The organism is Sorangium sp. So ce185 (assembly GCF_051526825.1).
In the GTDB taxonomy this organism is placed as follows: Bacteria; Myxococcota_A; Polyangia; order Polyangiales; family Polyangiaceae; genus Sorangium; species Sorangium cellulosum_D.
Window position 1 is genome coordinate 6,506,957 of sequence record NZ_CP150316.1, and the last position, 25,192, is coordinate 6,532,148.

Annotated in this window: 14 protein-coding genes; 7 read left to right on the plus strand and 7 right to left on the minus strand. The window is 74.5% G+C overall.

The annotated features are described in order from the left end of the window. Window positions 1-114 precede the first annotated feature (114 nt). Window positions 115-4,341, minus strand: coding sequence for a protein kinase domain-containing protein (locus WMF26_RS23915; RefSeq protein ID WP_438002166.1), 4,227 nt, complete (start codon window positions 4,339-4,341; stop codon window positions 115-117). A gap of 73 nt (window positions 4,342-4,414) precedes the next feature. On the opposite strand from WMF26_RS23915, the gene WMF26_RS23920 reads away from it, so the two are divergent. After that, a complete protein-coding gene (locus tag WMF26_RS23920; RefSeq protein WP_438002167.1) occupies window positions 4,415-5,980 on the plus strand; it encodes a serine/threonine-protein kinase in 1,566 nt (521 codons plus the stop codon). 189 nt (window positions 5,981-6,169) lie between these two features. After that, window positions 6,170-7,477 carry a sigma 54-interacting transcriptional regulator gene (locus WMF26_RS23925; protein ID WP_438002168.1) on the plus strand — a complete coding sequence of 436 codons (1,308 nt, stop codon included), beginning with the start codon at window positions 6,170-6,172 and terminating at the stop codon, window positions 7,475-7,477. 22 nt (window positions 7,478-7,499) lie between these two features. Here WMF26_RS23925 and WMF26_RS23930 read toward each other — a convergent pair whose 3' ends face one another. Continuing rightward, window positions 7,500-8,291, minus strand: a complete 792-nt coding sequence (locus tag WMF26_RS23930; protein WP_438002169.1) for a hypothetical protein — start codon at window positions 8,289-8,291, stop codon at window positions 7,500-7,502. 345 nt (window positions 8,292-8,636) lie between these two features. Then, window positions 8,637-9,242 (minus strand): cadmium resistance transporter, encoded by a 606-nt coding sequence (locus WMF26_RS23935; protein ID WP_438002170.1) that lies wholly within the window; start codon window positions 9,240-9,242, stop codon window positions 8,637-8,639. Between the two features lie 188 nt (window positions 9,243-9,430). Here WMF26_RS23935 and WMF26_RS23940 point away from each other — a divergent pair, with 188 nt between their 5' ends. The 4 genes from WMF26_RS23940 (at window position 9,431) to WMF26_RS23955 (ending at window position 16,752) form a co-directional block, all read left to right on the plus strand. Further along, window positions 9,431-11,911, plus strand: a complete 2,481-nt coding sequence (locus WMF26_RS23940; protein WP_438002171.1) for a heavy metal translocating P-type ATPase — start codon at window positions 9,431-9,433, stop codon at window positions 11,909-11,911. A 510-nt stretch (window positions 11,912-12,421) separates the two neighbouring features. Beyond that, window positions 12,422-14,419 carry a hypothetical protein gene (locus WMF26_RS23945; protein WP_438002172.1) on the plus strand — a complete coding sequence of 666 codons (1,998 nt, stop codon included), beginning with the start codon at window positions 12,422-12,424 and terminating at the stop codon, window positions 14,417-14,419. A 284-nt stretch (window positions 14,420-14,703) separates the two neighbouring features. Further along, window positions 14,704-16,107 (plus strand): selenium-binding protein SBP56-related protein, encoded by a 1,404-nt coding sequence (locus WMF26_RS23950; RefSeq protein WP_438002173.1) that lies wholly within the window; start codon window positions 14,704-14,706, stop codon window positions 16,105-16,107. Between the two features lie 6 nt (window positions 16,108-16,113). Beyond that, entirely contained in the window at window positions 16,114-16,752 is a 639-nt protein-coding gene (locus WMF26_RS23955) for a hypothetical protein (protein WP_438002174.1), read from the plus strand. Window positions 16,753-16,813: 61 nt separating this feature from the next. Here the strand turns inward: WMF26_RS23955 and WMF26_RS23960 are convergent, their stop codons facing one another. Both WMF26_RS23960 and WMF26_RS23965 read right to left on the minus strand, forming a co-directional pair. Next, window positions 16,814-18,508, minus strand: coding sequence for an RICIN domain-containing protein (locus tag WMF26_RS23960; RefSeq protein WP_438002175.1), 1,695 nt, complete (start codon window positions 18,506-18,508; stop codon window positions 16,814-16,816). 114 nt (window positions 18,509-18,622) lie between these two features. After that, window positions 18,623-19,630 carry an NAD-dependent epimerase/dehydratase family protein gene (locus WMF26_RS23965; RefSeq protein WP_438002176.1) on the minus strand — a complete coding sequence of 336 codons (1,008 nt, stop codon included), beginning with the start codon at window positions 19,628-19,630 and terminating at the stop codon, window positions 18,623-18,625. A 250-nt stretch (window positions 19,631-19,880) separates the two neighbouring features. Between WMF26_RS23965 and WMF26_RS23970 the strand changes: the two genes are divergently transcribed. Continuing rightward, window positions 19,881-20,354, plus strand: coding sequence for an SDR family NAD(P)-dependent oxidoreductase (locus tag WMF26_RS23970; RefSeq protein ID WP_438002177.1), 474 nt, complete (start codon window positions 19,881-19,883; stop codon window positions 20,352-20,354). Between the two features lie 21 nt (window positions 20,355-20,375). Here the strand turns inward: WMF26_RS23970 and WMF26_RS23975 are convergent, their stop codons facing one another. Together WMF26_RS23975 and WMF26_RS23980 are read right to left on the minus strand one after the other, a co-directional pair. Continuing rightward, window positions 20,376-22,505 (minus strand): ATP-binding cassette domain-containing protein, encoded by a 2,130-nt coding sequence (locus WMF26_RS23975; protein WP_438002178.1) that lies wholly within the window; start codon window positions 22,503-22,505, stop codon window positions 20,376-20,378. Continuing rightward, entirely contained in the window at window positions 22,502-25,186 is a 2,685-nt protein-coding gene (locus tag WMF26_RS23980) for an ATP-binding cassette domain-containing protein (protein WP_438002179.1), read from the minus strand. Before WMF26_RS23980 ends, WMF26_RS23975 begins: the two co-directional genes overlap by 4 nt. Window positions 25,187-25,192 lie beyond the last annotated feature (6 nt).

Here is a 25,192-nt window from a genome sequence, read left to right on the forward strand (position 1 = left end):
CGGCCACTCCTAAGCAATTCCCGATCCGTGGCCGCGTCCGGCCGATCGTCCGCGCGGGCGGCCGTCGCGCCGCCATCGCCGCAACCAGGCTCAGCGGTGATGGGAGCGGCGTGGTCAGCAGCGGCTCGCGGCGGCCTGCGGCGCGCCGAGCCGCAGCGCGAGCCCGTCGAACCGCGAGCGCCACGCCGGATGCTCCGACAGCAGCGCGCGGGCCCTGCTCAGGCTCGCGACAGCGACCTCGACAGCACCGTGGCGGATTGCCGCACGGCCGCGCCAGTAGAGGACCTCGAGGAGCTCGTCGGCGAACTGGAACGGGCCGGCCTCGAGCTCCGCCTCGTCGAGGCCGCCGAGCAGGTCGCGCGGCGCGACGCCGTCGCCACCGTCCGAGAGCAGGCAGCGCAGCATCAGGTAGCAGCCGTGCGCCGCCTTCGCGGACGGCTCCGGCGGGCACGACGCGGCGATCCACGCGACGAGGCGCCGCGCCTCGCCGAGGTCGCCCCGCGCCGCGAGGATGCGCGCGAGCAGCAGCGAGCACTCGGGCACGGGGCGATCCACGAACCGCTGCTCGAGCGTGTGCGCGCGGCGCGCCAGCGAGAGCGCCTCGTCCTGCTGATCGCTCCAGTAGAGCAGCTCGGCGACGTTGTACGTGGCGACGCGCTCCAGCCACGGGTTGCCGATCTCCCGCGCGAGCGCGATCGCGCGCCGGAGGTCCGCGGTCGCGCGCGGGAGCTCCTTCTTCAGCGCCCAGAGCACGACGCGGTTCATGATCGCGACGCAGAGGTGCGGCAGATCCTCGGCCCGCTCGCAGAGCGCGATCGCCTCCTCGGCCTGCCGCTCCGCCTCGGCGAAGCGGCCCGCGTGCGCGAGCTCGGTCGACAGCAGCACGAGCGCGATGATCCGGCTCTCCTCGTCGCCCGCGGACTCGGCCAGCGACGCCCCCTCCGAGAGGAGCGCGATCGCCTCCGCGACCTCGCCCCGCCTGAGGCGCGTGCGCCCCTCCGCCACGCAGAGGCGCGCCGAGAGCCGCGGCGAGCCCGCGCGCTCCACGAGCGGCCGCGCCAGCTCGAGCCGCCGCGACGACGCCTCGTAGGCGCCCGTCCAGTCGAGCGCGGTGGCCTCCTCGAGCAGGACGTCCGCGCGGAGCTCGTCGTCCGCGAGCTCGAGCGCGGCGGAGAGGTCGGCCAGGGCCTCCTCGATGAGGTGGAGCCGGTACCGGATCCGGCCTCGGCCGGCCAGCGCGAGCGCACGGCGGCGGCGATCGCCCTCGCCGGCGAGCTTGAGCGCGGCGGTGTAGCAGCGCTCCGCCTCGACGTGCCGGTGCCGCGCGAACGCGAGATCCCCGAGCCGGAGGTGCGCCTCGGCCGCCTCCTCCCCCGCCCCGCACGCGCCCGCGTGCCGGGCGAGCGGCTCGAGCTCCTCCGGCCCCGGCTGCGCCGCGAGCTCCGCGGGCGCGACGGGGGCGGCCCGCGGCGCCGCCGAAGACGCGGGAGGGCGCCCGCGCTCGACCCGCGCCCGCCAGAAGGCGAGCGCGTGCCGGTGGATCTGCGCGCGGTGCTCGGGATCGAGCGTCTCGTACACCGCGTCGCGAAAGAGGCCGCTCTGGAACCACCACCGCTCGCCCTCCCCCCGCGCGCGGCGACCGTCGCCCTCGCCGGGCGCGGCGCGCTCGCCGTCACCCCCCGCGCGGCGCCCGATGACGCCCTGCTCGACGAGCACGCCGAGCCCGTACCCGGCGTCGACCGGCGTCCCGGCGCCTCCGGCGCGATCGACGGCGTCCTGCACCCACTCCAGCTCGGCCCGGGTGAACGACTCGCCGAGCACGGCGCAGAGCCGCGCGAGCGCGGCGACCTCCTGCGGCAGCGCCCCGAGCTGCCGCATCGCCAGCCACTGCCACGCGGGCGAGACCGGCAGGCCGTCGAGCTCCGCCGCCTCGACGCAGTAGTCGCCGCCCCCGGGGCGGCGGCGCACGAGGCCGGCCTGCTTGAGCGACCGGATGATCGCGGCGAGGCAACCCGGGTTGCCGCCGGCCCAGCGGGCGAGCCCCCGGAGCACGTCGGCGGGCGGGTACGCCGCCGGCAGGAGCAGCTGCGCCGCGAGGTCCGCCGCGGCGACCTCGTCGAGCGGGGCGAGCGTCACCCGGTCGGCGCGCTGCGTGCGCGCGCCCCACGTCGGGCGGAAGCGCTCGAAGCGCGGGTGCGCGACGACCGCCGCCCAGAGCGCCACGCCGGCGCCGTCGAGCGTCGCGACCTCGAGCGCGTCGAGCACGGTGACGTCCGCCCACTGCGCGTCGTCCACGATCACCGCGACGGGGGCGCGGCGCGCGCGGCGGCGCAGCCCCTCGGCGATCGCCCGCGCGAGGTGGTGCGGCGCCCGGGCGGGCGCGGCGCCGGGGCGCGACCACCCGAGCGCCGCGGCCACGGACGCGAACGTCGAGCCGCCGATCTCCGGGCCGAGCCGCGCCTCGCAGAAGGCCCGAGGATCGGCCGGCGCGGCCGCGGGCGCGGCGAGCGCGAAGCGCAGGATCGCCGCGGTGTCCTTGCTCGCCTCGCCCGGCAGGGGCTGCGCCGCGCGCACGACCAGCGCCGCGGCGCCGGGGCGGAGGCGCCGCGCCACGGCGGCCGCCTCGGCCGCGACCCGGCTCTTGCCGAGGCCGTCGTCGCCGAGCACCGTGACGAGCGCGGGGCACACGCCGCTGAACGCCGCGGCGGCGCTCGCCTCGAGCGCCGCGATGACGTCGCCCCGCCCGACCGTGGTCGGCGGCGGCGCCTCGAGCTCCGCCGCCGGCGCGCCCTGCGGCGAGGTGGGGGTCATGGTCGCCTCGGCCTCGACGAGGGCGCGCTCGAACTCCTCGGTGAGCGCGACGCCCGACCAGGGATCCGCAGGGATCCAGGTCTCCGGGCGATCCACGGCCGCGCCGTACACGCCGGGCGGAGCCTTCTCGCGCGGGCGGATGATGACGCCCGCGAGGTGGAGCGCGGCGCGGGCGCCGTGCCGCTCGACGAGCTCCCGCGCGGCGGCGAGCGCGAGCCGGACCGGATCCTCGGCGTCGCGGGCCGAGAAGACGGCGGTGTAGCGGCGCCGGCGCTGGCGGACGCAGATCCCCCTGCGGCTCGCGAGCGCGGCGACCACGATCGGCGTGGCGGCGCCGGTCTCCGCGACCAGCACGACGGCCGGCTGGAGCCCTTCGGCGATGAGCCTTCCGCCCCCGCGGCCAGAGGGCGGCCCCGGCGCGATCGCGGGCCGCGAGGTCGGCTCCGCGGCAGCGGCCGCGCCGGGCTCCGCGGCAGCGCCGGGCTCCGCGGCGGCCGCGCCGCGCTCCGCAGCAGCGCCGGGCTCCGCGGCAGCGCCGGGCTCCGCGGCAGCGACGCCGCGCTCCGCGGCAGCGCCGGCGCCGAGCGCGCAGGCCTCGTCGAGCGCGCGGCGGAGGCGGGCCGCGCTCGGGGGCCGGCGGCCGGGATCCTTGGCGAGGCACGAAAGGACGAGCTCCTCGAGGGCCTCGGGGACGGGCGCGAGCTCTCCCGGCCGCGGCGGGCGCAGCGTGAGGTGCCCGTGCTCCACCGCGCCCGTGTCCCCCACGAACGGCGGCCTGAGGGTGAGCAGCTCGAACAGGATCGCGCCGACGGCGTAGAGATCCGCGCGCTCGTCGAGGTCGGCCTCCGCGCGGAGCTGCTCGGGCGCCATGTACTCGGGCGTGCCGACGACCGTGCCCCCGCGCGTGATCTCGATCTCGTCGTCGTGGCGAGGCGCCCCGGCGGGCCGCGCCAGGCCGAAGTCGAGCAGCACCGCGCGCGCGGGGCCCGCGCCGGGGCGCGCCCGGGGCGGCGTGAAGATCACGTTCTCCGGCTTGAGATCCCGGTGGACGACGCCGCGCGCGTGCGCGGCCGCGAGCGCGTCGAGCAGCGCGGCCGCGCTCGCCGCCGCCCAGGCCGGCTCCGGGGGCCCGGGCAGCGCCGCGAGCGCCTCGGCCAGCGTCTCGCCGGGGACGAGGTCCATGGCGAACCAGGGACGGCCGTCGTCGAGCCGCCCCTCGGCGTGGACCCGCGGGACGTGCGGCGGACCGATGAGCCGGAGCGCGCCCGCCTCGCGCCGGAACCGCGCCTGGACGGTCGGCCGCGAGGAGCGGCCGATCTTGAGGGCGACGGTGAGGCCATCCGCCTCGCGCCGCGCGGACCACACGGCGGAGAAGCCGCCCTGCCCCAGCAAGCCGCCGACCTGGAAGCCCGGGACGCGCGGCGGCCCCGGCGCGGGCGTGCGCTCGGCCGACGGCGGCGCCGTCCCGCCGTCTCGAGGGCAAGCCCCCGCCGGGGGGAGCCGGCGGTGGCACTGTGGGCAGCGGGACACGTCGTTGCTCCCTGGGGCCGGCGGAGGGCGTCAGCTCGCCGCCGCGCTTATGGTACCGTCGCCCGGCCGGTCCATGGTGAGCGAAGAGCCCGACACCCTCCCCAGCGCGGGGATCCCCAGCGAGCGCACGGTCCGGACCGCGCAGCCGGCCTCGGCCGAGCCCGACGCCGCGGCCACGCCGATCACGCTCACGCCGATGACGCCGACCGCCACGGCCGCGCGCCCGCCGGCGGCGCTCGGCGGCCTCGCGCTGGACGGCCTGATGCCCGGGGAGCGGGCGGGCGACTGGGTGATCGAGGGCCCGCTCGGCGCGGGCGGCTTCAGCGTGATCTACCGCGCCCGGCACGCGGACCGCGGCGCGCCGGCCGCGGTGAAGGTGCTGCACCCGGAGCTCAGCGCGCAGCCGGACGTGGTGATCCGCTTCCAGCGGGAGGTGGAGACGGTCCGGCGGCTGGAGCACCCCGGCATCGTCCGGGTCTTCGAGCAGGGGCAGCTCGAGGACGGGCGGCCTTACTACGTCATGGAGCTGCTCGCCGGGGTCAGCCTGGATCAGCACCTCCGGTCGCGCGGCCGGCTGTCGCCCGAGGAGGCGCTCGCGGTGCTGGAGCCGCTCTGCGACGCGCTCGAGGCCGCGCACGCGCAGGCCGTCGTGCACCGCGACCTCAAGGCGTCGAACGTCTTCCTCGAGGAGGACGGCGACCGCCGCCGCGTCGTCCTGCTCGACTTCGGGGTGGCCAAGCTGCTCGACGCGCCCGGGCCGTCGCTGACCTCCTCGCGCGAGGTCCTCGGGAGCCCCTCGAGCGTCGCCCCCGAGCAGCTCCTCGGCCAGCCGGTCGACGTCCGGGCGGACGTCTACGCGCTCGGCGCCCTCACCTACCGCATGCTCGTCGGCGAGCCGCTCTTCAGCGGGGACATCGGCGCGCTCCTGCGCCAGCTGCACCTGTTCGCGAGCCCGCCGCGCCCGAGCGCGAAGGCGCGGCTCTCGACGGGCTTCGACGAGGTCATCCTCCGGGCGCTCGCCAAGGACCCCGCGGCGCGCCCCCCGAGCCCCGGCGCCTTCCTCGAGGAGTTCCGCGGCGCGCTCGAGGCCTCGCGCGGCGCGAGCGACGCGCCGAGCGGCGCGCGCGCGCGCCCCGGGGTCGCGGTCTACGCCGAGGTGGGCGCCGCGCCCGAGGCGCTCGACGCGCCGGACGATCGGCTGCTCGCGGACCTGGAGGCGATCCTGCCGTTCGTGGCCGCCGAGCTCACCGAGGCCGGGCTGTCCCCCGGGGCCGAGACCGGCAGCAGCCTGCTCTTCACCGCCGAGCGCCCCGGCGACGCCGACGCCGACGCCGAGGCGCGCCGCCGCGCCGTGGACGCCGCGCTCCGGATCTTCCGGCGGCTCGAGGGCCGCCCCGGGCGCGATCCGAGGGTGCAGGTGCGCCTGTGCCTCCACACGGGGGAGCTGCTCCTCGGCCCCTCGGGCGAGCTGCTCGGCGGCGAGCTCGCGGAGGTCGGCGGCTGGGCGCCCGAAGGGGCGCAGGCGGGCGTGTTCGCCTCGCCCGACGTCGTCGCGGGCCTCGGGATCGTCGCCGGGCCGACGGCGCTCGAGGGGACGATGCTCGTCCTCGCCGGGGCCGAGCCCACCGCAGCGCGGTAGCGGCGCGCTCCGGCACCGCGCCGGAAAAGTCCATCCTGGGTGCTGCCTGCGGGGGCCATCAGCAGCTGCGTGCCCGCGTCTGCACCGCATGTGCGATGTCCGGGACACCGCTCAGGCGACGTTCGACATGGTAAGCTGGTGAGAGTGATCCGCACTCCGATACCCACATCAGGCGAGGACGCGACCACCGTGCTGAAGGTCCACCCGCGCGAGGTGACGTTCGGCAGGTTCAGCGTGCAGGTGGTGAGCGGCCCGGATCAGGGCGCTTCCCACGTGGCCAACGCGCCGGAGCTCGCGATCGGCACCGCGGCCGGCAATCACCTGGTGCTCACCGATCCGTCGGTGTCGCGCCACCACTGCGTGATCGCCGCGACCCCCAAGGGCTACCAGCTGCGCGATCTCGGCAGCACGAACGGGATCGTGCTCGGGGGCTTCCGCGTGGAGGCGGCGTACCTGACCCCGGGCGCCACGTTCGGCGTGGGCCAGACGTCGCTGCGCTTCGATCACCTGCCCGACGAGGTCCACGAGCCGCTCGGGGACGCGGAGCTCTCCGGGCGGGTGCTGGGGCAGAGCACGGCGATGCGCCGGCTCTTCGCGATGATCCCGCGGATCGCCGCGGCGGACGCCACGGTGCTCCTCGAGGGCGAGACCGGGTCCGGCAAGGGGCTGCTCGCCGAGGTGATCCACCAGAAGAGCCCGCGCGCGGCCGGGCCGTTCGTGGTCATCGACTGCGGCGCGATCCCGCCCACGCTCATCGAGGCCGAGCTGTTCGGGTACATGAAGGGCGCGTTCACGGGGGCGCACCAGGCGCGCGCCGGCGCCTTCGAGGCGGCGCGCGGGGGCACGGTGCTGCTCGACGAGATCGGCGAGCTCCGGCTCGACCTCCAGCCGAAGCTGCTGCGCGCCCTCGAGGAGCGCTCGATCCGCCGCATCGGCAGCCTCGATACCGTCCCGCTCGACGTGCGGATCATCGCGGCCACGAACCGCGATCTCCGGCAGGAGGTGAACCGCGGCACCTTCCGCTCGGACCTGTTCTACCGGCTCAACGTGGTCCGGCTCCGCGTGCCGCCGCTGCGCGAGCGGCGGGACGACATCCCGCTGCTCGTCGCGCATTACTACCGGCAGTTCGCCGACAAGGCGGATCCGCCGGCCGAGCTCGTGGAGCGGCTGCTCCACCACGACTGGCCCGGCAACGTCCGCGAGCTGCGCAGCGCGGTGGAGCGCGCCGTGCTGACCGGCGATCCCGCGATCGGCGAGGGCTGCCCCGCGGCGCGGGAGGTCGGCGACGACGATGAGGCGCTCCGGCCGGACGACCTCGAGCTCTCGTTCCGCCAGGCCAAGGAGCGCACGGTGGCGCGCTGGGAGCGGGCGTACGTGAGGGCGCTGATCCGGGCCAACGGGGGGAACCTCTCCCACGCCGCGCGCGCCGGCCGGATGGACCGGAACTACCTGCGGGAGCTCCTGCGCCGGCACGGGGTCACGGCGACCGAGCCGTGAGCGCGACGCGCCGCCCGGGGCTTCACGACGCCTCGGGCCGCGCGCGATGGGGCCGCCCGAGGCCAGGGCCGTCGCGGTCCGAGCTCCGCGAGCGCCGGAGCGGGCGCCCGCCTCGCCCGTCCTGCCGCCTGGGGAGCGGCTTCCGGTGGAGGGCGGCGTCGGCGCGCGCGAGGACGTCCACGAGGTAGTCGCTCCGCCCGGCGGTCGCGTGGAGGGAGTCCTGGATGCCGCGCCGGTGCATCTCCCAGCCGCGGCCAGGGACGAAGCGGAGCGTCGTCGTGGACGCGTGCGGCCGCGCGCGCTCGCGCAGCGCGTCGCCGTCGAGCACCCACACCTCGGGGCCGAAGGCGGCGACGGCCTGCCGCAGGTCGACCGCGGGCAGCGCGCCGGCGCGGTTGGCGCTGCTCACGAAGAGCGGCGCGTGGCGCTCGAGCAGCCAGGCGATGGGCTCCCAGGTGACGCCGAAGAGGAGCGCCATGCCGTAGCTCGCGGCGGGCTCGAGCCAGCTCGGCGAGGCCACGTCGCGGGCCTGCGGCACGAGGGCGGTCACGCGCTCGACCGCGAGCAGCCAGCCGAGGCGGCGGCGCTCCGCCTCGTCGAGCGCGAGGTGCGGCGCGAGCCGGTCGAGGCGCGGCTCCCACGCGGCGACGGGGTGGTTGTGAGGTCGTCCCCGCGCGCGGTTCACGGCCGCGGCCGTCTTCCCCGCGATCACGTAGGCCAGCGGCGACGGGGTGGGCAGGACGACCGCCTCGCCGCGCTGGAGCGCCTCGTCGACGGCGAGCTTGCCCGCGGCATCAAAACGCGCGACCGGCAAGGTGGCCTCCTGTGCGCTCGCGATCGTGCGCGGTCACGGATGATTCGGTTCTTGCTTGAAACATGGTGGTCACACTCGACGGCGGGCGAGGTGCACGGGGGGATGTCGCCCTGCCGCCGCCGCGCGCTCTCAAGCAGGCATCGCGCCACGCGCGGCGCGGGCCGAGGCGAGGGCGATCGCCGCCTCGGAGGGCCCTGATTTCCGTGGAGGTGCGGGGGTGCCCGCGCGCGGCGAGCGGCGAGCGCGGCGGTCGGCGGCGGAGGCGCTCCCGGCGCCCGGGTGCTGGCTGCAGCAGGCGGCAGGTGCAGCCCGGGGCAGGCAACGAGCGCCCTCTCCCGCGGCCGGTCAACCCGCTGGACGGGCGAGCGCGAGGGCGTCGGACAGGATCCAGAGCCCCAGGCCGATCAGGACGAACGGCAGCGCCGCCCGGCCGTAGCGCCGGATGCGGCTGCCCAGGACCGGGTGGTGGACGAGGCGGTGGCCGAGCGCGCACAAGGCGCCGGTCATGACCGCGAACACGGCCGCGTGGAGCGGGACGTGCTCCGGGGTGCTCGAGAACAGCGGGATGTAGACGCCGAGGTTGTCCCCGCCGTTCGCGATGGTCACGCTCGCCACCGCGAGCGCCTTGAACCCCGCCGCGCCGCCGGGCGGCTCCTCGTCGTCGTCGTCGGCCTCGGGGCCCCGTCGGAGCGCCCAGAGGCCCCGCAGGCCGAGCGCGAGGGGCGCCAGGCCGAGCAGGCCGATCCACCCGTCCGGCACGCGAACGGCGAGCAGCGCGCACGCGACGCTCGCCAGGACGAGCGCCGCCATGCCGAGGAACTGGCCGGCGACGACCTGGCGGGCGGTGAAGCCGGGGTCCGCGAAGAAGGCCGACAGCAGGAGGATGTCGTCGATGTTCGTCGAGACGAACACGACCACGCTCACCCCGAGCGCCGGAAGGATCTGCTCCATGGCGCCTGCGGGCATAGCACCTCCCGCGGCCGGCCAACCCGCGCCGCGGCGCGGCCGGTGCGGCTTCGGCCCTGCGGCCGCGGGAGCCGTGTCGGCCGTTCCGGGGTAGATAGCGTGGCCGGAGCGGCTGCGCCTGCGCAGGCGGACGGGAGGCGAGCCGCGCGCTCGTGGAGTGGAATGGAGAGGCCATGACGACGACCCCCCAGCCCGCGGAGCCGACCAGGGCGACGGCCGCGCCCGGAGCGAACGCGGCGACCGTGGAGCAGCGCGCCCGGGCGGACCTGCCGGTTCAGGGCATGACCTGCGCGGCGTGCGTGCGCCGCGTGGAGAAGGCGCTGCGCGCGACGCCCGGCGTCGCGGAGGCGACGGTCAACCTCGTGACCCAGCGGGCGACGATCGCCTACGACGCGCGGACGACCACGCCGGCCGCGCTGGCCCACGCCATCGTGGAGGCGGGCTACGAGGTGCCCGAGGTGCCCGACGCCTCCGCCCTCGGCGGCGCCCCCGCAGCGCCCGCCGACGCCGGCGTCACCGCAGCATCTGCCGACGGCGCAGCATCCGCCGACGCCGGCGACACCGCAGCATCCGCCGACGCCGGCGCCACCGCAGCATCCGCGGCCGCTCCGCCGCCGCGCCCGCACCCGGCCGCATCCGAGCGCGCCGCCGCCATGGACGCGGCCGAGCAGCGGGAGCGGCGCGCGCTCCGGCGCGACGTCGCGATCGCCGCCCTGTTCACGGCCCCCCTGCTCGCCGTGGCCATGTCCCACGGCGCGCTCCCGGCGCTCGAAGGCACCTTCGGGCGCTGGCTCTCGCTCGCGCTCGCCACGGTCGTGATCCTCGGGCCGGGTCGCCGGTTCTTCCGCCTCGCCTTCGGCGCGCTCCGGCACCGCGCCGCCGACATGAACACCCTCGTGAGCCTCGGGGCCGGCGCCGCCTGGCTCTACTCGACCGCCGCGGTCGTGGCGCCGGGCCTCTTCCCGCACGCCGAGCACGGCCACCTGCCGCCGGTCTACTTCGAGGCCGCGGCCGCGATCGTCACCTTCGTGCTGATCGGCAGGCTCCTCGAGACGCGCGCGCGGAAGCGGCTCGCCGACGCCGTGCGCGGGCTCGTGGCGCTGCAGCCGAAGACCGCGCGGCGCCTCCGCGGCGACGCCGAGGACGAGGTGCCCGCCGCCGCGCTCGCGCCCGGCGACCTCGTGCTGGTGCGGCCCGGCGAGCGCATCGCGACCGACGGCGAGGTGGTCCGCGGCGCGTCCGCGGTCGACGAGTCGATGCTCACCGGCGAGAGCATGCCCGTCGACAAGACCGCGGGCTCGGCCGTGCTCGGCGGGACGCTCAACCAGAGCGGCGCCCTCACCTTGCGCGTCACGAAGACCGGCGCGGACACCGCGCTCGCGCGCATCGTCGACGCCGTGGAGCAGGCGCAGGGGTCGCGCGCGCCGATCGCCCGCCTCGCCGACGTGGTGAGCGGCATCTTCGTCCCCGTCGTCGCCGCCGTCGCGTCGCTCGCCTTCGTCGCGTGGCTCGCGGTCGACCCGACCGCCGCGGGCCTCGCCACGGCGATCGAGCGGTTCGTCGCGGTGCTCGTGATCGCCTGCCCGTGCGCGCTCGGCCTGGCCACGCCGGCGGCCGTGGCCGTCGGGACGGGGCGCGGCGCGGAGCTCGGCGTCCTCGTCAAGGGCGGCGCGGCGCTCGAGGCGGCGAGCCGCGTCGACACGGTGCTGCTCGACAAGACCGGGACGCTCACCTCGGGGCGGCCCGAGCTCACCGACGTCGTCGCCCTCGCGGGCCACGGCGAGGCGGAGCTCCTCGGCCTCGCGGCGGCCGCGGAGCTCCAGAGCGAGCACCCGGTGGCGCGGGCGATCGTCGAGGGCGCGCGCGGCCGCGGCGTGGGCCTCCCGGCGGCCTCGGATTTCCGCGCGGAGATCGGCCACGGCATCGAGGCGCGCGCCGCGGGCCGCGTCGTGCGCGCCGGCACCGCGGCGTGGCTGCGCCGGGCGGGCATCGACACCGGCGCGCTGGAGGCCGAGGCCGAGCGGCTCGCCGCGCAGGGCCGCACGCCGTCGTTCGTGGCCGTCGACGGGCGGCTCGCCGGGCTCGTGGCGGTCGCCGACCGGCCGACCGAGGAGGCGCGCCGCGCCATCGCGGCCCTGCGGCAGCTCGGCGTCGAGGTGGCCATGGTGACCGGCGATCGGGCGGGCGCCGCGCGCGCCGTCGCCGAGGAGCTCGGCATCCGCGCGGTGTTCGCGGAGGTGAGGCCGGAGGACAAGGCGAGGATCGTCCGCGAGCAGCGGGCCGCCGGCCGCCGGGTGGCCATGGTCGGCGACGGCATCAACGACGCGCCCGCGCTCGCCGGCGCGGACGTGGGGGTCGCGCTCGGCAGCGGCGCGGACGTCGCGGTCGCGTCCGCCGACGTGGCGCTGCTCCGCGGTGGGATCGCCGGCCTGCCGGTGGCGCTCGACCTCGCGCGCGCCACGCTGCGCACGATCCGCCAGAACCTCTTCTGGGCGTTCATCTACAACGTGCTCGGCATCCCGATCGCGGCGGGCCTGCTGTACCCGCTCACCGGGTGGCTCCTCTCCCCCGTCCTCGCGAGCGCGGCGATGTCGCTGTCGAGCGTGTCGGTGCTCGCCAACTCCCTCAGGTTGCGCGCGTTCGGCCGCGGCTGACGTCGCGAAGGAACGCTCGATGTCGGGATTCCGCATCGCGCGCCGACCTCCGCGCGCGGCGATGGCGCGCGGGCGGTCGAGCGGCTCCACCCGGTCGGAGGAGACCGAGATCGCCTCGCGATGAGGACCATATCCCACTCGACCCGTTCTCGACGGCGTTGAATTCATGCTCGATGTCCAGATCGACCTTGGCGAAACCTGGACTGGCATCGATACCTAGACCTCGGTGAGGAGCGCACGCGTGACGGCGGCACGAGTCAGGGCTCGCCCGCCCGCGTCATCCCGCTGCCCAACGCGGCGCACAAAGAAGCCGGGCGCGCCGTTCGGGTTCGCCGCGCCGGATTCCTCCGGGCGCAAGCCTGCGGAGGACACGCCAGGCCCGGACGCTCTTCTGCCGCGCGGGCGCTCCGCCGCACGCCCACACGCAATCCGCGGCAGCATCGCCCCGCGCCGACGGGGTGAATGCTAGAAGCAGCGTACGCACCAAAGTCTCAGAAATACGGAGGATCTATGAGAACTTACCACCGGCACACTGGCACAGCCGTTGCTCTTACCGTGCTCCTCGCGGCGCAAGCCGCTGACGCCGCCGTCACGGTCGACATCGTCCAGCCGAACCACACGCTCATCGAGGGCAGCACCGTCCCGGTGCGCGTCGCCGCGTCGTCCCCTGACGAAATCTATTACGTCGAGGCGGAGTTCGAGGGCCTCACCATCGAGCTCACGCCGACGGGAGACGGCTACTACGAGGGCGCGTTCGATCTCGGCGAGCTCGGCGGCGAGCTCCCCTACGGCCCTTACGTCGTGACCGTCAACGCGTACGACACGTTCGGCGAGGGCGCGAGCGATGAGGGCATCGTGCACCAGTACGCGCCCCCGACCGTGGTGTGGAACGTGCTGCCGCACGACACCCTCACGGCCGGCTGGCGCTTCGAAGCGAAGTGCATCCCGACGCCGCCCTATGAGTGCAAGCAGCTCTCGGCGCGGTTCGACACCGATAGCGGAAGCTACGGGTTCGACAACAACGACGGGTCGCCCCACCCGCAGCCCGTCCCGGGACGGCTGTACGTCAAGGAGGCCAATGGCAGGAACGGCAACTGGCTCCCGTCGGGCAAGACGTACACGCTCACGGTCTCGGCCAACGTCGGGGTCGGCCCCAACGTCACAAGGACGGTCGGCCCCATCCACGTCGACCGCAGCCCGAGGCTCACCGCCGTCCAGCGCGCTCCCGGCACCATCCTCGATTTCGACGCCACCCGGTTCCTCTTCCTGGATTACCTTCGTCGCGTCGGGATCTTCGATCGCAACACCCACGAGATCACGTGGATCGAGGCCATCCCGGAAGGGGCGGCTCCCCAGCTCGGCACGGTCTACGGCGCGCTCACGCCGTCGGGGTGCGTGTACCAGTCGGCGACCGGCTACATTCTCTCCTGGGCCGACGGCGTACGGCGCCAGGTCGCGAGCGCGACGATCACGCCGCGCCTCGACGCCGTGAACGGCGATACGGCGGTGTGGACGTCGTACAACGACGACTGGGCGCACGAGCACACGCTGTCGACGGGCACGAACCGGACCCTCTGGTACAACCCGGGGAGCCGATCGCCGTTCCAGGCCGACGTCGCGGCGTCGGGCGGCGTCTTCTTCGGCACCTACGAGAGCGCGTCCATCGTCGGGCCGGGCAACGCGCTCCTCGGGGATCACGCGGGCAACCTGCAGCGGCCAATCATCGACGGAACGAACGTCGTCGGCCGGTGGTGGGATGGGATGACGAGCTCGAGCTACCTCTACACCGCGGAAGGTGAGGAGGTGTTCCTCGGCGACTCGCTCACCCACACCTCTGCCGGGCTGCTGGCGCACGCGGGCTACGCCGCCTTCCTGAAGAGCGATGGCGACGCCAACCAGATCTGGCTGCGGACGCCCGACGGCGAGCAGCATCAGATCAGCGATTTCCCGAAGTCGAGCCGGTTCGACCAGGCGAAGCTCCGGGTCGGCCACGACGGTATCAGCGACGCCGGCGAGGTCCTGTTCCTGTACGAAGGCAAGCGCTATATCGGCCGGCCGGGGGGAATTCCGGAGCAGATCAGCACCGAGCTCGGGCACGGCCGCTGGCTCGACGGGAGCTGGTATGTGACCATCGGCAACACGCTGTTCGAGGTCTCGACCCCGGCCAGCGCCGCCGCGCAGCTGGCCGCGACGGGGACGGGGATCGAGGAGCTCGCGCGGGAGGAGGGCCTCGGCGGGCGCGAGGTGCTGTCCACGTCGTTCGCCGAGAGAGAGGCGCTCGACGCGACGGTGTGGGCTCGCGATCTGCACGAGCCCGACGCGCTGCCGGTGTCGGCCGACGGCGCCGCGCTGCTCGGCGACGTCGACACGGACACCGGCGCCGACATCGCGCCGGCCGGGGCGGGGTGCAGCACCTCGGGCCCGGCGGGCTCTGCCGGCGGTGCCGCCGCGCTCGCCGCGGCGCTCGCGGGCCTCGCGCTTGCGCGCCGCAGCCGCGCGCGCTCGTAGCGCGCCCCGCCGCACCTCCCCGCCAAACACGGGGCCCCGGCGCCGCCGGAAGCCCACCGCCACCGTAGATCCCGCCCGCGGCGTCTGTTATAACGGACGCACGTCCTCGCTCCGATCGGGTCCACGTCGATGCGCGGCGCCGCCGTGTGGACGAAGCGCATCGACCCGGCAACGAACCGTCCATCACCGCCTCACGCCGCGAGCGTCGCGCGCCGGTCCCGCCGGGAACGGCGGCGGCGCCCCCGGAGAACACGCGAACGCCAGAACTCAAGGAGACGCAGCGCATGCGCTTTCGTCCGGATCCCACCTTCTACCCGTCGCCGCGCCTGGCGATGGATGCGCCGCCCGAGCGGCTGGCCTACGTGACGGCGCTCGACGCCGGCGCCGCGCTGAAGCGCCCGGGCAACCATCGCCACGACGCGCTCACGGTCGTCGACCTCGACCCGAGGTCGCCTGAGTATGGCACCCTCGTCTCGGTCAACGAGCTGCCGACCTACGGCGACGAGCTCCACCACTCGGGCTGGAACGCCTGCAGCGCCTCGCTGTGCCCGTACGCGCCGCACCCCCACGTGGAGCGCCGCTTCCTCCTGCTGCCCGCGCTCCGCTCATCGAACATCTTCGTCTTCGACGTCAAGCCAAACCCGCGCCGCCCCGAGCTCGTCCACACGGTCCGGGCCGAGGAGATCGCCAAGCGGGCCGGCTACTCGCGCCCGCACACGCTGCACTGCGGGCCCGACGGCATCTACGTGAGCGCGCTCGGCAACCCCGAGGGCGAAGGGCCAGGGGGCATCTTCGTGCTCGACTGCGAGAGCTTCGATGTGCTCGGCCGCTGGGAGATCGACCGCGGGCCGCAGTTCCTCCACTACGACTTCTGGTGGCACCTCGGCCACGACACCCTGCTCACGAGCGAGTGGGGGACGCCGAAGATGATCGAAGACGGTGTGAATCCGGAGCTCTTGCTCGGCAAGAAATACGGCCACAAGATCCATGTCTGGGATCTCCGGAAGCGAAAGCACCTCCAGGCGCTGGATCTCGGCGACGAGCACCAGATGGCGCTCGAGCTCCGCCCCGCGCACGACCCGACCAAGGCCTATGGCTTCGTCGGCGTCGTCGTGAGCGTCAAGGACCTCTCCGCCTCGGTCTGGCTCTGGCATCGCGACGGCGACCGGTGGGCGATCCGCAAGGTCATCGAGGTGCCGGCCGAGCCCGCGGAGCCCGAGCTTTTGCCACCGCTGCTCAAGGGCTTCAAGGCCGTCCCGCCCCTCATCACCGACATCAACCTCTCCCTCGACGACCGGTTCCTCTACGTGTCCTGCTGGGGCACGGGCGAGCTCCGCCAGTACGACGTGTCGGACCCGTTCCACCCGAAGCTGACCGGCTCGGTGCACCTCGGGGGCGTGGTCCGCAGGGCGGCGCACCGCCGCTCCGGGCCGCTGCGCGGCGGGCCGCAGATGGTGGAGGTGAGCCGCGACGGGCGGCGCATCTACTTCACGAACTCGCTCTACGCCTCGTGGGACGAGCAGTTCTATCCGGAAGGCGTGGGCGGCTGGATGGCCAAGGTCGACGCGGCCCCCGGCGGCGGCATCGCGCTCGACCCCGAGTTCTTCGTCGACTTCGGCCCCTTGCGCCCTCACCAGGTGCGGCTCGAGGGGGGCGACGCGTCCTCGGATTCGTTCTGCTATCCCTAGCTCGCCATGACGCCCTGGCTCACCCTGGCGCTCCTCGGCGCCTATCATGGCATCAACCCGGGCATGGGCTGGCTGTTCGCGGTCGCGCTCGGCCTCCAGGAGAAGAGCGGCCGCGCGGTGCGGCGGGCGCTCGTGCCGATCGCGCTCGGCCACGCCGCCTCGATCGGGGTCACGGTCGCGCTGCTCGGGCTCGGGCTCGCGAGCGTGCCCGCCGCGGCGCTCCGCTGGATCACGGCGATCGCGCTGATCGCGTTCGGCGCGCTCAAGCTCGTGAGGCCGCGCCACCCGAGGTGGGTCGGGATGCGCGTCGGCTTCCGCGATCTGACCTGGTGGTCCTTCCTGATGGCCACCGCGCACGGCGCCGGGCTCATGCTGCTCCCGGTCTTCCTGCTCGGCGCGGACAACCCGGCGCCGTGCCATGGCGCCGGGTGTCACAACGCAGCTGGCCTGTCGCTGACGAGCCCCGCGGGCTACCTCGCCGCCGTCCTCGTGCACACGGCCGCCATGATGGCGGCGGCCGCGGCGGTCGCGCTCGTGGTCTACCACAGGCTCGGCGTCGCGATCCTCCGCACGGCCTGGTTCAACCTCGATCGGGCGTGGGCTGCCGCGCTCATCGGCGCCGGCGTCATCGCGATCGTGCTCTGACGCCGGTCGCCCGCCCGTCGATTCGCCGTCAGTTCGCCGTCAGTTCGCCGTCAGTTCGCCGTCAATTCACCACGACGAGCTGCCACCGCTGCTCCTCGCCGCCGCTGCTCCCCCGCTGCTCGATCGCGGCGGCGTCCTCGGTCGAGCCCTGGACGACCCCGACCAGCTTGCCGCTGTTCTTGTTCCGGATCTGGAGGTCGCCGCCGCCCAGATCGATGAAGAGCCACGCCTGGTTGTCGCCGTCGTGGTCCGTCCATTGCTTCAGCGCGATCCCGTCGCTCTTCGACTCGTCGGGGACGTCCAGCACCTTGCCGCTCTTGAGGTTGGTCAGCCGGAAGTAGCCCGCGCCGTTGTAGTTGAGGGTCCACTTCTGGTTGTCTCCGCCGTCGTCCGCGCTCTGGATTACCGCGGCCCCGTCCTCGGACGACGCGCCGGCGACCGTCATCACCTTGCCGCTCTTCCTGTTCATGAGCTTGAAGCGGTTCGTCGCCCCGGTGACGCTGCCGGCCGCCGTGTCGATGGTCAGCGTGTTGTTCCAGCTCATGCTCATCGTCGTGTCCGAGGGGAACGAGATCGGCTGCCACACATAGGTCGAGTCGTTGACCCGCCCGCCCCAGGCGCCCGCCCAGCGATCCCCCATGTACAGGTAGGCCGTCCCCGCGCTGCCCTGGACCGGGAGCACGTAGGTCGACTGAGAGTGGTAGGTCGTGCCGTCGGCGACGTTGGTCATCGTCGACCAGCCGCGCTCGAGGGAGCGGGAGGTCGCGTACTTGGCCTGGTTGGGGTCCCAGCCCGTGGCCCCGGACGTCAGCAGGAAATAGACGCCGTTCCGCTTGAACAGCGCCGGCGCCTCCCGGTGTCCGCCGGGGAACAGCACCGCAGCCAGCCGGTCCACGGCCAGGTAGTCGGGGGTCAGCGCATAAAGGTTGAGATCGTAGTTCTCGTTCGAGGCCGAGATGAAGTAGCCCTTGCCGTCGTCGTCGACGAAGAGGCCGCAGTCCCGGGACATGTACCCGGGCTTGCCGTGATCGGTCACCCCGGTGCCCGCGAGCGGCCGGAAGCTGCCGTGATACGTGTAGTCGCCGTCCACGGTGCTCGAGCTCGCGACCGCGGCCCGGGCCTCGCCGTAGTTCACCCCGTTCTCCCAGTGCATCCACATCACGTATTTGCCCGTGGACGCGTTGTAGACCACCTTCGGCCGCTCGATGTTGGCCGGGTCGAGGTCCTCGTCGGAATCCATGGTGAGCACATGGTTCCTGAGCTCCCAGCGCCGCAGGTCCGACGAGCGGTAAGCGGACACGGCATAGAACGTCCCGTCCGGGTTCCGGTTCTCGCCGAACCAGTAGTAATAGGAGCCCACCTTGATCACCCCGCCCCCGTGCGCCTGGATGGGATTGCCCGAGGTGTCGGCCCACTGAATGCCGTTGACCAAAGGCCCGACCGGCGGGAGCGGCTCCGGGCCACCGCCCTCGCCGGCAGACCCGCCGTCGCCCGGCGCGCCGCCGTCGCCGTGTCCACCGCCGACGCCAGAGGCGCCGCCGCCAGAGGCGCCGACCCCCGAGGTGACGCCGCCGCCGGGCGCGCCGCCGCCGCCGGAGGCGCCGACCCCCGAGGTGACGCCGTCCCCGGGTGTCGCGCTCCCGGCGCCCTCGGCCGTACCGGCATCGCAGGCCGCGAGGCCGACGCCCGCGACCAGCAGGCACACCATCGGAGACAAGGAATCGAGACGCATGATGCCCTCCAGAAGGAGCACCATCTCGATTCCTTCAACCAGGCTTGTCAAGGCCTTCGCGCGCTATGGCAGCGCTGGGATGTTCCGCTCTCGTGCGAACACCCAGCCTCGACGAACTCGGCCGCTCGTGCCGGCCGATCAGCGCGCGCCCGCCGGAATCCCCGGCGCGGCGTCCGGGGCGGCGAGGTTGTACCGGTTGCGGGCCCAGGCCGCGACGTCCGCGACCTGCCGCTCCACGGGAGTCGCCGACCAGCCGAACGTCTCGCGGAATCGCGTGTCGTCGATGACATAAGGCACGTCCCACTGGTACGCCATCTCGACGGCCTCGCGCACGAACGGCGAGAACAGGCCCACCGCGCGCAGCGCGATGCGCGGGACCCGCGCGACCTCCACCTCGACCCCGAGCGCGCGGCCGAGGCGCCGCGCGAGCGCGCGCGTGCTCTCGGCGGGCGCCGTCGGCAGGTGCCAGATGTGGCCCATGGCCTCTTCCCGATCGCCCAGCGTCACGAGGCCGCGCGCCACGTCCTCCACGTACGTATAGGAGTGGGGCATGTCGGGATCGCCCAGGCACTCCACGGCCTTTCCGGCGAGCGCGCGCGTATAGAAGCGCTCGCCCCAGGCGGACAGCGGCACGTTGGCGCCGAAGAAGTCGCTGGCGCGCCCGATGGCGACGCGCACGTCGCCGCGACGCTGGGCCCCGAGGCGCATCTCCTCGAGGTCGACGCGCAGCGCGCCCTTCTTGCTGCAAGGGCGGCGCGGCGAGCCCTCGCGCATGGGCCCGTCGGGCACGCCGTACATGTAGAGGCAATCGAGCGCCACGAGCTTCGCGCCCGCCTTGCTCGCGCCGTGCACGGCGCCCCGCGCGATGGGCAGGAGCTGCGTGGGCCAGAGATGGTAAGGCGGGTTCATGCAATCGTAGACCACGCTCGCGCCGCGCGTGGCCTCCTCGGCAAAGGCGAGATCGGTGATGTCGCCGCACACCGACGTGAGCCCCGGCCGCTCCGGAGCGCGGCGGGTGCGCTGCACGAGGCGCACGCGATGCCCGCGCGCGAGCAGGAGATCCGCGACGCGCGGGCCGATCTGGCCGGCGCCGAGCACGACGTGGAGCTGGGAAGAGGAGCCCGGGGTGGGCGATGCGTTGTTCATGAGCCCAAGATGGTCCTTGCAACGGCGCAAGACAACGGCCGGAAACTGCAAGCGGTGGCGGCAAAAATGCAAGACCTCGGAGGGCGCGGCGCCGGCGGGCGCGTGGCCTCGAACCAGGGATTTCGCGGAGCTATTTCGGTCATCGAAGGTCGGAACGCGGGCTGCGGCCCGAGAGGCGAGCACGCGGGGCCGGCGCAGCGTGGAGAGCGCGCTGCGCGATCTTCCGTGCACAACGAGGATGGGTGAGCTCATGGGTCAAATCGTCCTCATCACCGGCGCGTCGAGGACGAGCGTCTATGCAGCCACGAAGCACGCCGTCGAGGGGTTCAGCGAAGGCCTGCGATGGGAGGTGAAGCCGTTCGGAATCGACGTGTGCATCGTCGAGCCGGGCATCCACCGGACGCCGATGTTCTTCGAGAACCAGCGACAGGGAGAGGGCGTGTCGAGCGAAAGCCCGTATGTCCGGCTGACCCGCGCGCTCGATCGGCTCGTGGTCAGCAACGTCACGAAGGCGCCGCCGCCCGACGCGGTCGCGCGGGCCATCGTCCGGCTGCTCGAGGCGCGCTCGCCGTCGTTCCGCACGATCGTCGGCCGCGACGCGCAGCTGCTCCTCGGGCTGCGGCGCTCGGTCCCGGACCGCGTGCTCGCCGCAGGCCTGCATGGCCTGCTCGCCGCCGCGCGCTCGCCCGTCCTCGACCGGCTGGCGCGCCCCGCCGCCCGCTGACCGCGGCGGGCGCGAGAGCGCTCACGGGTGCGCGATGAGCAGCAGCGTCTGCGCGCGCGCCATCACGCAATCCAGCGCCAGCCGGAGCGTCTCGGGATCCAGCGCCGCGAAGCTCTCGTCGAGGATGATGAGGTCCGCCCCCTGGAGGATGGTCCGCGCTACATAGATTCGGCTCTTTTCTCCGTGCGAGAGCTGCCAGCCTGTCTCACCCACCATCTGCATCATGCCCCCCGGCATCCGGTCGAGCAGCCCCCCCAGGCCGAGCTCACGGCAGAGATCCTCGGCCTCCTCGAGGTCCACGATCCGGGGTGGCCACTGCCGGCCGAGCAGCAAGTTGAAGGCAAACGGCGCCGAGAGGATGTGGTTCTCGTGGAACTGAGGCGCGGACGCGACGTGGCGGCGCCAGCCCGCGAGGCCGAGCGTGGACCTGTCGAGCCCGCGAATCAACAAGAGCCCCTGGCTCGGGACGCGCAGCCCCGCGAGGATCGCGCCGAACGTGGACTTGCCGCTGCCCGAGGCGCCCTCGAGCAGGAGCCGCTCCCCCGCGTGGACCTTCAGGCTGCAGTCGCGCAGCGCAGGCGCGTGTCGCCCGGCGTGCCGGAACGAGATGGCCTGCGCGTCGAGCAGGATCTCGCTCGGCGCGGCGAGCCGGCGCGAGACGGTCGCGAGCGCCGCGGTCGTCGTCACCTCCGCGCGGGCCGACGCGCGCTGGAGCGGCGCCGCCTGCTCCCACGCCACGGCGGCGCCCAGCAGATCCGCGAGCCCCGTGACGAGCGTGCGGAAGGCGCGGAAGCCGAGCAGGATCCCCCCGAGCGCCACCGCGAGGGCCGAAGGCTCCGCCGTCCCCGCGACGAACGCAGGCCCGAGCGTCGCGACGCCCACGAACAGCCACCCGCGCGGCACCACGGCCGCCAGCAAGGCGTGCACGCGATCGAGCCGCCTCGACGAAGCGAGGTAGCGCTCGAGCGCCAGGTCGTCGGCCTCGTACCAGCGCTCCGGGTCCTCCTGCGCCACCCGGGTCCTGTGCCCCACGATCTTCTCGATGAGCGCGTGCGTCATCTCCAGCCGCGCCCGCGTCCATCGCCGGCGCTGCTGCAGGTAGATCGCCGCGACGATCGCGGTCAGCCCTGCCCAGGCGAGCAGCCCGAGGAGCTGCGCCAGCCCGTTCGGCCCGGAGCCGAGCACGAACGCCGCCATGATCAGCTCGACCACGGCCACCACCCCGATCAGCCCGCCCCCGACGGTGAGCGCCTCGAGGGCGTCGGCCTCGATCACCCGGCCGAGCAGCTGCCCAGCGCCCTCGTGCCGTATCTCGCCCGGCTCGAGCAGCAGCGACCCGGACAGGAGCCGCTGCTTGATCACGTTGCCGAGCTCGACCCCCACGAGCCCCGCGAGCCAGCCCGACAGGACCCTGAACGGCAAGGTGCTGAGGAGCAGGAACGCCCACGCGATCAGCCATGACAGCTCGAGGTGCCCGCCCAGCACGCTGCTCCCCACGACCCACCAGGAGAGCAGGAAGACGGCATATTCGACGGCGCGCGCGAGGAGGAGCACGGCCAGCTTTCGCCCCCACCGCGCCTGCGCGAGCAGCCCTCGCAGCCCGGTGTCCGGCGACCGGCGGAGCAGGAAGCACCCCCGGATCACGGTGCCGCCGAGCTGCTCGCGGAGGATCGCGCGGCGCGCGCGATCGCGCTTTCGCGGAGGAACGTCGGCGGACTCGAGCGCGAGCTCGACCGCGGGCAGGAGCGGCGTCTCGACGATCTCGCAGAAGGCCGACCGCACAGCCTCGAGCGCGACCTCGATCGACTCGTCCTCCGTGGTGCGGAGGCGCACCCTGCCCCGGCGGGCCCCGACGAGGACGAGAAAGCGCGGCTCGGGGCCGAAGAGCCGCAGGATGGCCGGCCCCGCGTGGAGAACGAGATCGTCCACGTCCTTGTGGCGGGCCTCGACGAACTCGGCCTCGAGCCCGAGCCAGCTCGCCGCGCCTTCCATCCAACGCGTGAGCGCGAGCCCCCCGGGCTGAACGAGATCGGCAGGCGGCGCGGGGACCCCCGTGGCGCGCACGGGGAGCCCGGCCGCGCGCGCCAGGACCTCCAGCGCCTCTCCCAGACGGTGCAGAGGCCAGCACACCTGCGCCGGGAGGACGCTCACGAGGCGCGCCCTTGCTCCACGACGCGGCCACCGGCCATCCGCAGCCGGCGCCATGCGGCGTTCGTCCAGATCTCCGTTCGGACCTGCTCCTCGGCGTCGAGCAGGGCGCGATATCGCGAGCCGGCGCGCGCCGCGAGCTCGGCGGGAGCGCCGTCCTCGACGACGCGCCCTTCGTCGATCACGACGACGCGATCGAACACGTGCGTCTCCGCGAGATCGTGGGTGATGCAGAGCATCGTCGTGCCTGCCCACGCCGCGCGGCTCCGCGCGAGCAGCGCGCGGCGAAGATCGCGGTCGAGCCCGCGGAACGGCTCGTCGAGCAGGGCGAGCCGCGGGCGCGCGCGCAAGAGCGCGCGGCCGAGCCGCACGCGCTGCCCTTCCCCTCCGGAGACGAGCGCGCCGCCCTCCCCGAGCGACGTCTGCAGGCCGTTCGGCACCGCCTCGAGCACGCGCGAGAGCTCGACCTCCTCGATCACGCGCCCGACGCCATCGAGGCCGCCGGCGCCGTACGCCAGGTTGTCGAGGAACGATGTGTTCCAGAGCTGAACCGAGGGATCGACCCACGCCGTCCGCCGCCGCAGCGCCTCGATCCGGGCGGCGCCGAGCGGCTCCCCGTCGACCAGCACACGGCCCGCGCTGGGGCGGTGCCAGCCGAGGAGCAGGCCCACGAGCGTCGACTTGCCCGCCCCGGACGCGCCCACGATCGCGACGTGCTCGCCCGGCGAGATCGCGAGATCGACGCCGCTCAAGATCCGGTGTCCGGCGGCGACGACCTCGACCCCCTCGAAGCGCAGCGCCACGGGCGCGCCCTCGTCGAGCGGGGGCTCGGCCCGCCCGTCGCCGCTCGGCTCGCGACGCTCCTCCAGCGCTCCGAGCGGCTCGAGCAACCGCAGCGCGACGTTGCGCAGCGGCGGGAGCTGCCTGGCCAGGAGGGCGATCTCCTGCCCGATCGCCGGGATGTTCAAGGCCCAGAACAGGAGCAGGAGCGCGCCCGACGTGCCCTGCATGCGGTGCAGGCAGCCGACGAACATCCACACGGCGAAGCCGAGGGCGATCAGCGTGCTGACGAGATCCGTCGCCACGACGGCGCGCAGGAGCCCCGTGGCAGCCCTCGCCCACTCGACCAGCAAGCCCTCGTGCTCCCTGCGGACCAGCCGCTCTCCGCCGTGCGTGCGGACGGCCGTCAGCCCGAGCAGCGCGTCGAGATAGAAACGGGTGAGCGCTCCGGCGTGGTTGCGGACGCGCAGGTCGCGCTCCATGAGCGGGGTCTGGACGACGAGGGGGACCAGGATGGCCGCGGCGGACGCGGCGAACGCGGCCGGGGCGCTCTCCGGGTCGAGCCAGGCGATGCCGACGGCGCAGAGGACGATCTCCAGGGTGTGGCGCAAGAACCTGCCGGCGAGTTCGGGGATCTGGCGGAGCCTGTGGCTGTTGTGGCAGCGCTCGGCCATGTCGGACGTCGGGCGGCTCTGGAGGTAGCGGTCCCCGAGCCGAGGGATCTTTTGCACGAAGGCGACGCGCAGGCGCGCCTCGATGTGGCGCCCGAGCCAGCCCGTGCCGAGCGCGATGGGCACCTCGAGGAGCAGCAGGACGCCCAGGAAGACGAGCAGCGCGGCCAGCGCACCCAGGCGTTGCTCGAAGCGCGCGAGCCGCGCGCCCACGTCGAGCAGGCTCTGGAAGAAGAGCGCCATGGCAGCCACCCCCACCGCCGTGACGCCGATGCCGGCGGCGAGCATCGAGGTCGGGAGCAGGCCGGTCTCGCGGACGAGGCGCATGAGCTCTCGGCCAGGGCGCGCGTCGGGCTCCCGCAGCGCCGCTGCGAGCTCCGGAGAACGCGGCGCCGGGGCGGGGACCGCGTCGCCCGCCGCTGCGCTCCGCACGCCGCGCACCGCGACGAGCACCGCCCCGCGCAGCGCGAGGCGCTCGACGCCGTCGGGCGCCTCCGGGGCGGGCCGGACGCACCAGAACATCTCGGGGATGACCGAGGTCTCGTCGCCTTCAGCCGCGGCTGCCCTGGCCTCGCGCACGAGGTGCTCGAGCAGCCGAGCCGCCCTCGGGCCGTAGCTCAGGCCGCCGGACGCGGTGATCGAGTCGACCATCCTCACCGCGGCGTCGAGCCTCGCCGTGCCCATCCACCCGGCCTCCGCGAGGGCCTCGCCGACCAGCCGAGCCCCGCCGTCATCGACGCCGACGCGGGTGCACCGCTCGCGGAGCGCCCGCAGGAACGCCGGCGACCCCGAGAACGAAGCCCAGTCCGAGGCGGGGATCGACGACGTGTGAAGGTACACGTCCTCGAGGAGCCCGCGGCACGTGATCCAGCGGCGGCCCGACGCGGGATCCATGAGCTGCACGAACGGCCCGAAGCGCCGCCAGAGCACGACGAAGTGCGGGGCCCCGCTCGGCACGCGCACGACGAGGATCGCCGGGATCGCCTGTGCCTCGGGGAGCAGGAGGTGGTCGACCGGCATCATCACCTGCTCGGCCTCCAGGCCGAGCTCGATCGCGACCTCCTCGATCGTGTCGATGGATGTCCCGTCGACGTCCGTCTGGCATGCCTCGCGCAGCCGGCCGTAGCTGACGTGCACTCCGAACCCTTCGAGCAGGCACTTGAGCGACGCCGGCCCGCAGTCCATGGCCGACGTCTGCACGACCTCCGGGGCGAGAAAGCGCCGACGCGTCATCGCGGA